The sequence below is a fragment of the Serratia grimesii NBRC 13537 genome, from assembly GCF_001590905.1.
Classification (GTDB): Bacteria; Pseudomonadota; Gammaproteobacteria; order Enterobacterales; family Enterobacteriaceae; genus Serratia; species Serratia grimesii.
The window spans coordinates 43,190-57,077 of sequence record NZ_BCTT01000016.1; the positions used below are offsets into that span (position 1 = coordinate 43,190).

Below are 13,888 nucleotides of genomic sequence, written 5' to 3' on the forward strand. Positions count from 1 at the left end.
AAAGGATTTCTTTCGCTCGCGCATCCAGTATAATGAACACACTATGACAAAGAAAAAAGCACACAAACCCGGTTCTGCCACCATTGCGCAAAACAAGCGAGCACGTTTCGAATACTTCATTGAAGAAGAAATCGAAGCGGGCCTGTCCCTGCAAGGGTGGGAAGTAAAATCGCTGCGTGCCGGCAAAGCCAACCTCAGCGACAGCTACGTGACATTCCGCGATGGTGAAGCCTATCTGTTTGGCGCCACTATCACGCCCCTTAGCGTGGCTTCGTCGCATGTGGTTTGCGATCCGATACGTACCCGTAAACTGCTGTTGAACAAACGCGAGCTGGATTCCTTATTCGGCCGTGTTAACCGCGAAGGCTATACCGTGGTTGCCTTGTCCATGTATTGGAAAAATGCCTGGGTCAAAGTCAAAATCGGCGTAGCCAAAGGCAAGAAAGAACACGATAAGCGCGATGACATCAAAGATCGTGAATGGCAGACGGCGAAAGCCCGTATCATGAAGCACGCAAACCGATAAGCCTCTGGCTTAACGGGCTAAACTTCTGGTATACTGCACAAAGTTACTTGGGGCTGATTCTGGATTCGACGGGATTTGCGAAGCCCTAGGAGCATGCCGAGGGGCGGTTGGCCTCGTAAAAAGCCGCAAAAAAATAGTCGCAAACGACGAAAACTACGCCCTAGCAGCTTAATACCCTGCTAAGAGCCCTCTCTCCCTAGCCTCCGCTCTTAGGACGGGGATCAAGAGAGGTCAAACCCAAAAGAGATCGCGTGGATGTCCTGCCTGGGGCTGAAGCGTTAAATCCAATCAGGCTAGTTTGTTAGTGGCGTGTCCATCCGCAGCTGACCGGCGAATGTAAAGATTGGACTAAGCATGTAGTGCCGACGGTGTAGTAATTTCGGACGGGGGTTCAAATCCCCCCAGCTCCACCAAATAGGTCACCGGTGACCCCAGATAGATCTGGTGACAATAACGGAAAAGCCCGCAATTCACGTTGCGGGCTTTTTTGTATCTGTAGCAATCCGAAAATACACAGCTAAATCAGTGAGTTATTGGTATACGTTTAGGTATACCAATTATGGAAGCCCCTCCGCATGGCGCGGACTACACGCCCTCCCCCATTCCGAAGTACAAAAAAATAACTCACCTTGCATGACGGTGGCAGCCTGTTGCTGTTAGTCAAAGCCAGCAACCGGCAAGAAACTGTGGCGCTTCCACTACCAACTTCCCAACAGTAAAAAACGCGCCATGATCTGCCTCAGCACTTACACAGCCTTGCCTCTGGTTGATGCCAGGCCTCCTGCTTCGTCTTACAGAGAATCCTGATAACTTGTTCGTTGGAAAACGCCTCTTTATGAATGGCGAATACCTCACGATGCTGATGAAGACATTGAACTGTTAATTGTTATGTTATATCGTAACTTTTTATTTTTAGTGATCTTAAGGAGAAGGATATTTTGAGGAGCTATATTGGCAAGCTTTCATTGGTGCTGGGCGCGTTTTTGGTTTGTGGCTACGCGTCAGCCCATGGCCATCATTCGCATGGCAAACCTATGACGGAAATCGAGCAAAAGGCCGCTGCTGGCGTTTTCGATGATAAGAACGTCAAGGATAGAACCCTGTCAGATTGGGATGGTGTATGGCAGTCGGTTTATCCTTATTTGCAGAATGGGGACCTTGACCCGGTGTTCAAGAAGAAGGCGGAAAAAGATCCGGGTAAAACCTTCGAGCAGATTAAAGAGTATTACCGCAAGGGATACGCTAGCGATATAGATACTATCGGGATTGAAAACGGCGTTATGGCGTTCCATAAAGGCAACGAAGAGAATTCCTGCAAGTACGACTATGTGGGATATAAAATCTTGACCTACACCTCAGGCAAAAAAGGGGTTCGCTACCTGTTTGAATGTAAGGATGCCGGCAGCCAAGCGCCGAAATATGTTCAATTCAGCGATCACACTATCGCTCCACGCAAATCGGCTCATTTCCATATATTTATGGGAAGCACATCCCAAGAAGCGTTGCTGGCGGAAATGGATAACTGGCCGACTTACTATCCATTCCAACTGACAACGGAACAGGTTGTCGACGATATGCTGCATCACTGAAAGTGATAATAGGCCTGGCGGCAATAACGAAAAACCCGCAACCTGGGTTGCGGGTTTTGGCTTCTGCGGCGCTAACCTTCCAAACAGCTAGCCGCTAGTGATCCAAATACAGGTAGTGCAGCCAACTGGTCATGCGTAGCAGAACCTTGCGCATGATGGAAAGATGCTCGAAGTGCTCGGTATACACCGCAGTCTGCGCCGTCACGCCATCGGGCAGTTTGTCGAGTTCTGGGCTGGGAGCCAGGTCGATCATTACGTAAACCCCTTCCTGCTGGGCACCCACATTTAATCCCTGCAATGCACCACTGGCCTGATAGCTGCCGTCCGGTACCACCGGCAACACCCGCGTCACCGAGCCGCCATAGACTTTGCCCGGCAAGCCGTTGAATACCACCTCGGCCTTATCGCCCTCGGTTAAACGCAGGATCGAGTTCTGGCGGAATACCGCCACCACCTGCCGCTTTTGCTGTGGAATAAAAATCATCACCGGCTTGAAAGGCAGCCGCACCGCCGTCGTGCCCGGTCTGGCCAACACTTGCGTCACATAACCGTCGCTTGGCGCACGTACCGTGGCTTGTTCCAGATTATACGTTGCCTCTGCAATCTGTGATTTCAGGCTGGCGATGTGGGCATCTTCACCATTGTAGTGGCCCGAAAGCTGCTCCTGCGCCTGTTGGTGCTGCGCTTTGGCGGCCTGCAATGCGGCAGATTGTGCCTGATATTGTTGCTGCGCATGGCTAATATCTTGCTCAGAAAAAGGATTGACCGTCATGGTCGCGCCTTTGGCATAGCGCTGATAATCCTTACGAGCACGCTCATACTCGGCATTTACACGCTGAACATTCGCTGCGGACTCATTCAATGTAGCCTGCCGTGCTCGCACATCTGCTTGTGCGCCAGCAAGTTCCGCTTGCAGCTTGTTCAGTCGGGCGCGGTAGCGGGTATCATCAAGGCGAAACAGAATTTCCCCTTTGCGCAGTAACACGTTGGTTTTATCGGTGACTTCAACAATCATCCCCGAGACCTGCGGGACAATTGGCACGGATATCGCGATCTTCTGCGCCCGATAGGTATAAGGATGGTTGTAATTCATCCCCAGGATTAAGGCACCCACAATGAAGATACCGCCGAGCACCGCCGTCGGCACCGTCCATTTATTGACCGGGATACGGAACAGTTTGAATACGCCGTAGCTCAGCGCAACGTAGCTGAGAATAATTAAGAGATCCATACTGTTTGCTTAACCTTTATTGGACGACGAGCTTTGAGCTGCAACCTGCGTCTGCATACGCTGCAATTCACTTTCGAGCTGATTAATTCGTGCCTGCAACACATCAGGTTGCTCAGCTTTTTCGCTCATTCCCCAGCCCCGTTCCGGCCGGTATAATGTCGCCCAAATCCATAACAGTGGCCAAATGGCATGCAAGGTAAACAGGCTAACCCAGCCTGCAACATGAATGGCATCCTGATGAGGGTGCTGCCGTTTCTTAGCCAGTAAATAAGGAATATCGTGAATAATGATCACACCGTAAAATAGAATTAAAAATACGGCGATCAATACGCCTAAAGCGAAGTAATTTAGAAACATGCAACACCCTGGTTAATTATGCTAATTTATTGAGTGACGCCTATGACGTCTTATAGTCTTTAATATCATTGGCAATGGTATCGATGGCATTTTTGACATCGGTTACTTTCAGCTGCGATTTTTCATTATTCAGATTCCCTCCGGACGCCTTTCTCACCACTTTGATTACCGGCTGGTTGGTTGAAGCGTCGATAAACTCACCTTCCATATAAACGGCGCTTTCCATGGTACGGTGGCCGGTCACGCTTTGCGTTGCGGCAACCAGCAGCGTAATCGGCAGTACCTCATACACTTGTAGCCCCTTTTTCTGCATGTCGATCGCCGTGATAGCCCCACGGAAAATCAGCGTATTTTCACGCGGCACATCCTCCAGGGTAAAATGCGACCCCATTGCCAGCTTGAACTGTCTGTTGGTGTAACTGAGGATATTATCAAGCGCCTGCTGACTCACCATCTCGCTAGGTTTTGGCCGTGGGAAATAGATCATCGGCTGATAAACTAAATATTTATATTTAGAGAAATCAACGTGACTGTCTTTCCAATATAAAACATCTTTACCAGAGGCTGACTTGCTCTTGGTAATATCACTGTAACTAGGCAGGAACGTCGAATATTTTTCTTTTTCGGTTACCCCTGACGAGCAAGCCGTCAACATTAACGTCAAAGGTAAAACGGTCGCGCAGGTTATTTTCATTATAATCTTCCATGTCAATTTTAATGCATAGCAAATAATTGACCAAAAGAATACCCGCCGGTCAGTGATAAGTCATATGACAATACCGGCAAAAATGTATATCATTTTTGATATACAAACTCAGAATGGCTTACCGCGTGAAAGCAAAAGACTTCAGGATCGACGAACTCAGGATCGTTCGCACCATCGCCGAAACCGCCAGCGTCAGCAAAGCGGCACAGCTGTTGGATATGCCGCAATCCAATGTGTCACGCACACTGACGGCACTTGAGCGACGGCTTGGTCTGGAAATCTTTTTGCGCAGCCCGCGAACTCTGTCTTTAACCGAGTTCGGTGAACAATTTCTACGTCGTGCCGCCTTTTTACTTGATGAACATAACGACTTGCTCGACATGTCCGGCACCTATAAACGCAGCCTGAACGGCATGGTGACGCTCGGCGCGCCCATTGGCATTCATTCATTCTTGACGCGTTATCTGTTGCCGCCCCTGCTACGTGAATCTCCTGAACTGATCGTTGATTTAGTGACTCGTAATCCGGACGAGCGGGAGAAGAAATATGGCACGGTTTTCGACAGCGACTGTGACCTGCTAATTAGTCTCTTCCAGCCGCAAAACGAGAGTTTGATCGCCCGGCCGTTGACCCGTTTCCGCGTCGGGCTGTTTGCATCACCGGATTACATTGCTCATTCACCGCTTATCGAACCGATGGAACTGACGCAGCATCGCTGTATCACCTTGCGAGTGTTAGGCGGCAGCCGTAACACCTGGAGCAGCTATGATTCGCAAGGCCAGTTAGTACAAGTGGCGGTCAATGGTGCCAGCATCTGTGACAATATTTTACCGGCCGTCGAGTTAGCCAAACAAGGATTGGGCATTATCTATGCCCCCTACTACTCAGTGGCCTCGGCATTGGAATCCGGCTCATTGCTGCCTTGTATTGAACGTGAACGGTGCATTGATATGCAGGCTTATCTCATTTACCGCCAGCGTGGTGTGCTACCTCACCGGGTACAAGTATTAATGGACAGCATCATGGAGACCTTCAAGCTACACGAGCATCGCTTGGTCTAGTGCGGTAAGTGGTTTACTCATACAGGAATCGTAATGACACAAAATATTTATGACAATCAGGCGTTTTTCGACGGTTATGCCCAGCTCAGCCGCTCGGTGCATGGGCTGGACGGCGCACCGGAATGGCCGACCATCCGTAGCATATTGCCGGATTTACACGGAAAGAAAGTGGTCGATCTGGGCTGTGGCTATGGTTGGTTTTGCCGTAGTGCACGGGAACAGAATGCTGCCAGCGTCCTGGGCTTGGACCTATCGGAAAAAATGCTCAATAAAGCGCGGGCATTGACGCAAGATGACGGCATTGAATACTGCCAGCAGGATTTGGAGCAGCTTCAACTTCCCCCTGTTTCCTATGATTTTGCGTATAGTTCACTGACGCTGCACTATATAGACGATCTGGCGCGATTGTTTGCTACGGTTTATCAGGCGCTGGTACCGGGCGGGCAGTTTATCTTCACCGCCGAACATCCCATTTATACCGCACCGCAGCATCAGGGTTGGTTGGTTGATCAGAACGAACAGAAATCCTGGCCGGTCAATGGTTATCAGAAAGAAGGCCAACGGATCTCCAACTGGTTGGCGAAAGGCGTGATCAAACAGCACCGTATGCTCGGCAGCTACATTAATCTGTTGGTACAAAAAGGTTTTGTCGTTACCTACCTCAATGAATGGGGTCCTTCAGCGCAGCAAATCGCAGAAAACCCGGCGCTCGACGAAGAGAAAGAACGCCCGATGATTTTTATTCTCGCGGCCCATAAACCCATGTCATGATCCCGCACAGCTGTAAATCTTTATGCATCCAATATTGGGGAGGTCACCTCCCCCCAGAGCTTATTTAGCCCCCAAGCCGGTGCCTTGCGCCGCAAATTGCGTCAATACGTCACCTTCCATTCGATATCTGACCCACTCTCCCTGCGGCTCTGCACCTATACTCAGGTAAAAATCGATAGCCGGTTGATTCCAGTCCAGCACACTCCACTCCAGACGACCACAGCGACGCTCGCAGGCCAATTGGGCAATATGCCGCAGTAACTTTTTGCCCGCGCCGGCACCGCGAAATTTCGGTGCAACGTACAGATCCTCTAAATAAATACCGTTTTTACCCAACCAGGTGGAATAACTCATAAAGAACACCGCATAACCGGCGGGCTCACCATCAACGGTACAGATCAGAGCCTCAGAACAGGCGTCCGGACCGAACAGGCTTTGTTCAATATCTGCCGCACTGGCAAGCACTTGATCACGTGCTTTTTCGTACACGGCCAGCTCAACAATCATATCCAGAATCAATTTGGCATCGTTTTTTGTCGCCGGGTGAATCTCAATGGTCATGGGTCATCCTGAAAGTTGTTGTTTGTATTACTTGCCAGCATATAGCGTTACAAATACTGTATGAACTGCATTTTCATCAACAGGTAATGAACATTATGCATCTGGATTTGAGACGCCTGGATCTCAACCTTCTGTTGGTTTTCGAAGCTGTGTATCGTCTACGTTCCGTCACGCGCGCTGCTGCGGAGCTGGCTATCAGTTCATCGGCTTTGAGCCATGCCCTAATTCGCCTGCGCAAAACGATGGCAGACGAACTGTTTTATCGCGTCGGCAACGACATGCATCCGACGGTGTATGCAGAAAGCCTGGCTCCGACCATTAGTGAAAGCCTGGCACTACTGTCTAAAGGTCTTCATCCCAGACCACGCTTTATCGCCGCCGACAGCCAGGAAAGCTTCACCTTCGCCATCACCGACTACACCGCCTTCGCCGTTTTTCCTGCGCTAATGGCACAGATGCAGCGGTTAGCGCCAAAGTTATCATTCCAGCTGTGCTACTCGGAACGTAAGGTCGCGCTCAATGATTTACTGGCCGGGAAAATAGACTTTGCACTGGGCTTTACCGAGGCAGGTGACGAAAATTATCAGGAGATCGACGAAGTCGACTGGCTGGAAGATAAATATGTGGCGATCTGTTCCCCGGCCTTGAGCAAAAAACACGGCAAACTGACACTGGAGAACTACCTTCAGGCACGCCATTTGGTGGTCACGCCTTGGAACGAACAGCACGGTGTGATCGACTATCAGTTGGAAAAGCTGGGGCTGCATCGCGATGTCGCTATCCGCACGCCCTCACTGTTGGGTGCGCCTTTTATTATCGCCGATAGCGAACTGATGATGAGCATCCCACATTACGCCGCGCAGAAATTACGCCAGTCAGTGGAATTGGATATTCATCCTCTGCCGTTCCCGGTACCCAATTACAAAATCAAGATTTACCTGCACCAGAGAAATGGCCGACCAGATGCTTGTCAGTGGCTTATGCAACAGTTGCAGGCACTTGCCGTGTAATAGACGTCTTATTCACCGATAGGCAAATATCCCTGCCACAACGGTCGTGCCGGTTCCCCCAGCGCATTTGCCTTCAGATGGATATGATATCCCTGCAATGAATGTAGCAGCAGGCAGTCGTCGACTTCGGCCAAGTCATCCTTATGCTGCTGGAAACTGCCGGTCAGCAGCACCTGCTTGGCTTTCTCTTTGGCCTCATCGGCACTGTGTGCCACAAACAAACCAAACTGATGCAGTTCAGCCAGCTCGTCACTGCGGTAGCCCCCCACATTGACAAAGAACAGCTTTTCCGGACCGTGAAAGGGTGCTGCACACAACATTACGTCGTAACCATCCGCCCATTCAATGCGCGCATAGCCATCAATATGCACCTTACTCTTATCCCCAAACCATTTCTCACGCAGCAAAGGGTAAGCCTCTTCAGGCTGTTCTGCTGCAACAAACTGTACATCGTGCAGTTCGATATTGGCGCCCGGCGCCGTACCACCCACATAGAACATCAATAGTCCCGGCATTATGGTGTTATCTCTCTGTTTTAATAATCGATATATACAATAATATATAACGATTATTCTGCCAACCACCACAACGCCTAATGCACGTTCACGCCTGCAAGGCCTTTACGCGCGGATATCCTGGTATTCAGGTGTTGTATCAAACTCATGTTTGGCAAATGGACACAACGGAATAATTTTACGGTTTTCAGCCCGCATTTTCGCCACCACCAGCGCCACCAGCTTTTTACCGACGCCCTGACCTTTCAATACCTCATCCACCCACGTGTGATCGATAATGGTTAATTTGTCTCCGCTCGGTACAAAGGATATCTCGGCGATCATTTTTCCCTGCCGATCGTTTATATAAAAACGTTTCTCGTCTGCCAGAATTTCAAGATCCATAAATTTATCCCATTTTAAAAATACATAAATTTATACCCTATAGCTTTCAAGCTGCAGCTAGGCGCCCAGCTCGCTCATCCCCAGGCGCTTACTTTAGTAAGTAACTGGGGTGAGCTAGTGCAGGTAACAACGCTGCAGCTTGAAAGATGACGGGTCTAGAACAATGCTGATATTAGTCTATTATTTAATCAGTAACACAACATAATTGTGACAGTGGCTGAGGAGTTCAAAATGGGTGAAAGCTCAAAAGACGGCGTTATTCTGTTATCTCGAATCTTGTTGATGATCCTGTTTATCATTTTTGGCTGGATGAAACTGACCAGCTTTGGTGCAACCGTGACGGCAATGGAGGGTTATGGTACGCCAATGCCGTATTTGGCGGCGATTATCGCCGTGGTGGTTGAGTTCTTTTTTGGCATCGCGCTTATTCTCGGGTTATTTACCCGCCCTATCGCGGTTATTTTTGCCGTCTATGTTCTCGGCACCGCTTTTATCGGTCACCCATTCTGGAAAATGACCGGCATGGAAATGATGGGCAACGAAATAAACTTCTTTAAAAATATCAGCATTATCGGCGGGCTGCTGCTGTTGGCGGTCACCGGTGCCGGGCGTTATTCGCTGGACTACAAATTCTTCAATAAATAACCTCCTCCAGCCGGCGGCAGCGCTGCCGGCTGTTATTTCCTAACGGCTGCGCTTGGCGTGGCGCTCGAAGTTATCAATCTTGGCCTGCGCCGATTTGCGCAGCGTGACATAACAAGCACCTTCGCCGCCATCACGCGGCAACGCCCGACAAAAAGCCTGCACCTGTTCAAACTGCGCCAGCCATTTGGCGAGATAGCTGCGAATGATATTGGCATGGCTCTCTTCTTCCCGCCCACGCCCGTGGACAATCAGCAGCGAGCGCAGGTTTTGCTTTTCTGCCTGCAAAATAAAGCGGAACAGCGCTTGTCGCGAAGCCTCCACTGATTGTTTCAGCAAGTTCAGACTGGCCTGCGACGGATAGCGGCCATGGCTCAGCTTGTCCAGTACCCCCTGCTGGATCCCCTCGCCTTTGTATTCCAGCGGAACTTCACAAGGGATCAGTTCGAGAAAGCCGGTGCTGAGGAAGTTTTCCTGCCGCAGTGCCTGCGCCTCACGCCGCGCACTTTTATCCATCGTCTCCTGCGGTTTAAGGTACAGGGTCTCGGGGGCGCTGGATAACGGGATGACATCCGCCATCGCCTGTTCAAAAAAGTCTTTGTCCTGGTTGCTCATCTTTCTGCCACTCTTAGACTGGGCCTTTAATGCCGGGGATGAACCTGATTGTAAGACGGCTTGCCCCGGTTGCAAGCCGGGAATTTTCCGCAATTGTCGTCAACGGGTGAGGTTCTGTGCAGTTTTCGTTATACTGCCAAACCATTATTGAGTGCCGCAAAGGATCGATCCCATGAAAATGCGCGAGCTGGAAGCCCAGTTTCAAAATGCCATGAGCGAGCTGCAGGCCAGCTTCGAAAGGCAGCACCGTGAATGGCAGCACAGCTATCAGGCACTGCAGCAGTTGCTGGAAGAAGCTAAACAGCGCGAAGTCGCATTGCGTATGCAAAATGAGCAACTGGTGCGCAAGCTGAGCACCGCCAGCTCAGTGCCGGAACAGCACGCGTTAGTGAAGCAAATCAAAATGCTGGGCGCCCATCTGGACGCGTTGGCCAAGGATGCTGCCACTTTCAACCACCACCTGCGCAATCAACAGCGGGCAGCCGATAACTTCAGCGGCGAACAGCGTTGACACCGGGCGCTGTCACGCAGCGCCTCCTGCCAAATACTGGCGTTCTGAGAGTGTAATAAATCATAAATGACCTGGATCATCATCGCTGCCCTGATCGTTGTATTTATTATTGGTTACCGCATTTTGACTTCCGATACGCGCAAAGCCATCGACTCTCTGGCCCACTTGCTGAAAGTAAAACCGATGTTGATTGAATCGATGATTCAGGAGATGGGCAGCCGCAACAGCCAGACTTTTATCCGCGTGCTGAATAACGGTTACACCGAAGAGATGCACCAGGCGGCCTATTTGCTGTTTATTTATCTGACCTTTATCAAACAGGCGGATGACCACCAGATAGCGCTGTGGCGGGAAACGCTGGTACGCGCCGGGCTGTCGCCGGAACTGCATGCCGAACACACTGAAGCTGCCCTGTTCTACTTTGCCGATCTGGATATAGATGCCTTTGAATTGGCGCAGTTTCGCCGCGCTTACAATGAGCGTTTTAATCAGGAAGCTATCGCAAATTGGTGAAGGTGTCCCCCGCAGGCGGGGGAGGCATTACTGAAACATGCTGTAGATATAGCGTGAAAGCGCATCACGCGAGCTGAAGCCGTGTGGAATGCCGTAACGCGCACTCGGGGCATCACTGCTTAAATCCAGGGGAAACTCAAGGTACTGATCGCTGGTGCGCACCGGTGAGGTCGGCGTGGCAAAATGCACGCTTTTCTCTTTCAGTGCAGGGTGGATCACCAACGCGGTTCTGCCCATCCGCGCTTCACGATTCACATACACGTAGTGCTCACCCTTGCGGTAACCATAAGACTGGTCGGTGACATAATCACGCTCAAAGCCAGTATTCTCCAACACTCTAGCCACTTCATCCGGCCGTAAATACATCGATTTCTCCTCTCGTTCTGGACCGCTGAGCGACCTTACCGCAATCATGAGATGAAACAATAAATTTTTCGGTATGAATGTGGGTTTAGGAATAATCCTTAATCATAAATTTTGCCGGTTTTGCAGCAGTAAACGCAGCGTCAGCAAAGCGCCCATAAGCACCATCAACGCAGCCGCCAGATAGATCGAAGGCACCCCCATGTGGCTCATTAACAAACCAGCCAACGGCCCCGTGATCCCTAACGCCAGATCGAGAAATGCCGAGTATGTGCCCAGTGCTGTGCCCTGATTTTGCTGTGGCACTTGCTTCACCGCCTCCACGCCCAGCGCCGGGAACACCAACGAGAAACCGGCACCTGCCAACAACGCTCCGGCCTGCACCATTAGCGGGTCCGTAGCCAGCCAAATCAACAACAACCCGATAATCTCAATCAGGAACGACACTAGGGTGACTTTTAAGCCACCGTGGCGATTAATCGTCTGGCTAAATATCAGGCGGATACCGACAAAGGCAACACTGAACAGCGTCAGTGAGAACGCGGCCCCGCTCCAGCCTTTATCAGCATAGTAGAGGGTGATAAACGTGGCGATGACCCCAAACCCCACGGTACCCATTGCCAGTCCCAGACCGTAAGTCCAAATACGCCCCAACACTGCGCTAAAGGCAATGCGCTTACCGGCGGCGATCGTCACGTTGGGCTTCGCACTCGCCAGCCACAGCGAAACCGCCACCGCCAGCACGATCAACGCCGCCACCCCGGCCAACCCCCAGTGCTGATTGAGGTAAACACCGAGCGGTGCCCCGGCAGCCATCGCACCGTAAGTCGCCACCCCATTCCATGAGATAACTCGGGCGGTATGCAACGGCCCCACCAGGCCAATCCCCCATAGGGTAGACCCCGTACTGGCAAAGCTTTCGCCGACGCCGAGAAACACCCTGCCAATGCACAGCAGAATTAAACTCAGCAACGGCAGACCAGTGAACCAAAAAGCCATGGCATAAAACAGACCGCTCACACCGCAACAAGCCAGCCCGAATAAAACCACTTTTTTCGGTCCGAGCTGATCGGCATAGCGACCGGCATGCGGTCGGCTAAACAAGGTAGCGAAATACTGGGCACTAATGATCAAACCGGCCAACACCGAGTTGTAGCCCAGGTCGTTATGGACAAACCCTGGCAGCACCGCCAACGGCAAGCCGATGGTCAGGTAACAAACGAAGGTGAACATCACGACCGATAAAATACGTTTATTCAGTTGGAGATTGTTTTCTTTGGAGCTGATTGCGGTCATCGAAGGTGGCTCGCATCGAACGGGGTAGGCAACAGTACTCAGCTTACCCCGATGAGATCCGATGATAAATGTGAGAGTTATAACGAATTATTATTTAACTACGCGTTTGTTGCCTGCGCCATTCGCTCGGATTTACACCATAAATACGTAAAAACTCGCGGTTAAAGTTCGACTTGGTGGTAAAACCCGCCGCCTGCATGATCTCGGTTACCGAACGGTCATCGGCAAGCAACCACTGCGCCGCTTGGCAGATACGCAGTTGATTAACATATTGCGACACATTCATGCCCGTATGCCGATTGATGGCTTGCGACACTCGGCGTGCCGGTAAGCCAACTTTTCGCGCCAACCGCGCCAGATTCAGCTCTGGTTCCAGATAAAGATCATCCTGTCGCAGCCGTTGCTGCACCAGTGCAAACCACTCGGCCAGCCGCTCTTCATCCTCGGTGATATCCTCCGTCGGTTCTGGCAGCGCATCCACCGGGCTTTCCGATGGCCGGCTGCTGGCCAGCACCAAACAGAGGCTTAACGCCACCAGCAAATTAACGATGGTGGCAATCCAACCGGCATGTCGCCCATCAAACAGTGAAAAATCGAGTGTAATCACCAGATCGGCTATTGCTACCGCGATCAGCAACATGCCCAATCCGCGCCACAACCGATAACTGAGCCAGCTCTCCGCCAGCGCCACTTGCTGCAAGCTGTTCTCACCACGCCGCAGTGCATACAGCAGCGCCACGCCATAACCCAGGTCGGTGCCAATGATCAACATATCCAACCAAAAAGGCGCGACCAAACTGGCCAACAACGTCAGGCACAATGGCATCAGGTGCCACAGTTCGCGCCGCCTTAACCTGCCCTGCGTACTGACCAAAAATGCCAAATACGTTAGCGTCGGGATCGCCACCGCGCTCAAAGGCTGCACCCCATTTAATTGGGTCAAACCATAGCCGTAACGGATGCCCACCAGCAGACTTTGCCAGGCACACAACAGCAGCAATAACTGAAAGACCCAGCGTCGCGTGCGTGGTCGCCCCAGACGGTACAGCAGCCCCAGGCACAACAAACCAAACAGAAAAGTGAGGGGAATAAGCGGCATCGTCGGCATCTTGTTGTCTTCACACAGAACCGACAGTGTACTGTTAAAACAATCATTTAACGACCCGGATCGCGATCGAGGTCGCCGGGTAACACCGACAATGTCACTCTCTCGCCGTTGACACATTGAGGAGTGAAA

General features: G+C 51.1%; 18 protein-coding genes and 1 other RNA gene. 9 read left to right on the plus strand and 10 right to left on the minus strand.

Features of this window, described 5'->3' with window-relative positions; translation table 11 throughout:
* The first annotated feature begins 43 nt into the window (after window positions 1-43).
* The 3 genes from smpB (at window position 44) to zinT (ending at window position 2,115) form a co-directional block, all read left to right on the plus strand.
* Window positions 44-526, plus strand: coding sequence for an SsrA-binding protein SmpB (gene smpB, locus SGR01S_RS19710; protein ID WP_061808353.1), 483 nt, complete (start codon window positions 44-46; stop codon window positions 524-526).
* A 49-nt stretch (window positions 527-575) separates the two neighbouring features.
* Window positions 576-939, plus strand: a transfer-messenger RNA (tmRNA) gene (gene ssrA / locus SGR01S_RS19715).
* Window positions 940-1,464: 525 nt separating this feature from the next.
* The gene (gene zinT / locus SGR01S_RS19720) at window positions 1,465-2,115 is read left to right on the plus strand and encodes a metal-binding protein ZinT (RefSeq protein ID WP_061808354.1); all 651 of its coding nucleotides are present in this window, start codon (window positions 1,465-1,467) and stop codon (window positions 2,113-2,115) included.
* Between the two features lie 94 nt (window positions 2,116-2,209).
* On the opposite strand, the gene SGR01S_RS19725 is transcribed toward zinT, so the two are convergent.
* Genes SGR01S_RS19725 through SGR01S_RS19735 form a run of 3 tightly spaced genes read right to left on the minus strand, consistent with a single transcriptional unit; the run spans window position 2,210 to window position 4,397 of the window.
* On the minus strand, window positions 2,210-3,346 hold the full coding sequence (locus SGR01S_RS19725; protein ID WP_061808355.1) for an HlyD family secretion protein: 1,137 nt from the start codon (window positions 3,344-3,346) through the stop codon (window positions 2,210-2,212).
* A 9-nt stretch (window positions 3,347-3,355) separates the two neighbouring features.
* Window positions 3,356-3,703 (minus strand): DUF3302 domain-containing protein, encoded by a 348-nt coding sequence (locus SGR01S_RS19730; RefSeq protein ID WP_061808356.1) that lies wholly within the window; start codon window positions 3,701-3,703, stop codon window positions 3,356-3,358.
* Window positions 3,704-3,743: 40 nt separating this feature from the next.
* Window positions 3,744-4,397: a DUF3313 domain-containing protein gene (locus tag SGR01S_RS19735; protein WP_061808357.1), complete on the minus strand. Its 654-nt coding sequence runs from the start codon at window positions 4,395-4,397 to the stop codon at window positions 3,744-3,746.
* Window positions 4,398-4,534: 137 nt separating this feature from the next.
* On the opposite strand from SGR01S_RS19735, the gene SGR01S_RS19740 reads away from it, so the two are divergent.
* Together SGR01S_RS19740 and SGR01S_RS19745 are read left to right on the plus strand one after the other, a co-directional pair.
* Window positions 4,535-5,470: a LysR family transcriptional regulator gene (locus tag SGR01S_RS19740; protein ID WP_115185224.1), complete on the plus strand. Its 936-nt coding sequence runs from the start codon at window positions 4,535-4,537 to the stop codon at window positions 5,468-5,470.
* A 33-nt stretch (window positions 5,471-5,503) separates the two neighbouring features.
* Entirely contained in the window at window positions 5,504-6,241 is a 738-nt protein-coding gene (locus SGR01S_RS19745) for a class I SAM-dependent methyltransferase (RefSeq protein WP_061808359.1), read from the plus strand.
* A gap of 60 nt (window positions 6,242-6,301) precedes the next feature.
* On the opposite strand, the gene SGR01S_RS19750 is transcribed toward SGR01S_RS19745, so the two are convergent.
* Window positions 6,302-6,802: a GNAT family N-acetyltransferase gene (locus SGR01S_RS19750; protein ID WP_061808360.1), complete on the minus strand. Its 501-nt coding sequence runs from the start codon at window positions 6,800-6,802 to the stop codon at window positions 6,302-6,304.
* Between the two features lie 86 nt (window positions 6,803-6,888).
* Between SGR01S_RS19750 and SGR01S_RS19755 the strand changes: the two genes are divergently transcribed.
* Entirely contained in the window at window positions 6,889-7,812 is a 924-nt protein-coding gene (locus SGR01S_RS19755; protein WP_037422174.1) for a LysR family transcriptional regulator, read from the plus strand.
* 8 nt (window positions 7,813-7,820) lie between these two features.
* On the opposite strand, the gene SGR01S_RS19760 is transcribed toward SGR01S_RS19755, so the two are convergent.
* A complete protein-coding gene (locus tag SGR01S_RS19760) occupies window positions 7,821-8,327 on the minus strand; it encodes a DUF1543 domain-containing protein (RefSeq protein ID WP_037422177.1) in 507 nt (168 codons plus the stop codon).
* Between the two features lie 105 nt (window positions 8,328-8,432).
* On the minus strand, window positions 8,433-8,711 hold the full coding sequence (locus tag SGR01S_RS19765; RefSeq protein ID WP_012146411.1) for a GNAT family N-acetyltransferase: 279 nt from the start codon (window positions 8,709-8,711) through the stop codon (window positions 8,433-8,435).
* Between the two features lie 231 nt (window positions 8,712-8,942).
* Between SGR01S_RS19765 and SGR01S_RS19770 the strand changes: the two genes are divergently transcribed.
* Window positions 8,943-9,356 carry a DoxX family protein gene (locus SGR01S_RS19770; RefSeq protein ID WP_037422180.1) on the plus strand — a complete coding sequence of 138 codons (414 nt, stop codon included), beginning with the start codon at window positions 8,943-8,945 and terminating at the stop codon, window positions 9,354-9,356.
* A 39-nt stretch (window positions 9,357-9,395) separates the two neighbouring features.
* Here SGR01S_RS19770 and smrA read toward each other — a convergent pair whose 3' ends face one another.
* Entirely contained in the window at window positions 9,396-9,968 is a 573-nt protein-coding gene (gene smrA, locus SGR01S_RS19775; RefSeq protein ID WP_037422184.1) for a DNA endonuclease SmrA, read from the minus strand.
* A gap of 172 nt (window positions 9,969-10,140) precedes the next feature.
* Between smrA and SGR01S_RS19780 the strand changes: the two genes are divergently transcribed.
* Window positions 10,141-10,479: an MbeD/MobD family mobilization/exclusion family protein gene (locus SGR01S_RS19780; protein WP_037422186.1), complete on the plus strand. Its 339-nt coding sequence runs from the start codon at window positions 10,141-10,143 to the stop codon at window positions 10,477-10,479.
* Between the two features lie 66 nt (window positions 10,480-10,545).
* Window positions 10,546-10,992 carry a DUF1198 family protein gene (locus SGR01S_RS19785; RefSeq protein ID WP_037422188.1) on the plus strand — a complete coding sequence of 149 codons (447 nt, stop codon included), beginning with the start codon at window positions 10,546-10,548 and terminating at the stop codon, window positions 10,990-10,992.
* A 27-nt stretch (window positions 10,993-11,019) separates the two neighbouring features.
* Here SGR01S_RS19785 and SGR01S_RS19790 read toward each other — a convergent pair whose 3' ends face one another.
* The 3 genes from SGR01S_RS19790 to SGR01S_RS19800 form a co-directional block, all read right to left on the minus strand.
* Window positions 11,020-11,358 (minus strand): DUF2002 family protein, encoded by a 339-nt coding sequence (locus tag SGR01S_RS19790; protein ID WP_037422190.1) that lies wholly within the window; start codon window positions 11,356-11,358, stop codon window positions 11,020-11,022.
* 102 nt (window positions 11,359-11,460) lie between these two features.
* The gene (locus SGR01S_RS19795; RefSeq protein WP_061808361.1) at window positions 11,461-12,651 is read right to left on the minus strand and encodes an MFS transporter; all 1,191 of its coding nucleotides are present in this window, start codon (window positions 12,649-12,651) and stop codon (window positions 11,461-11,463) included.
* A 94-nt stretch (window positions 12,652-12,745) separates the two neighbouring features.
* The gene (locus tag SGR01S_RS19800) at window positions 12,746-13,759 is read right to left on the minus strand and encodes a helix-turn-helix domain-containing protein (protein ID WP_037422200.1); all 1,014 of its coding nucleotides are present in this window, start codon (window positions 13,757-13,759) and stop codon (window positions 12,746-12,748) included.
* Window positions 13,760-13,888: the final 129 nt, after the last annotated feature.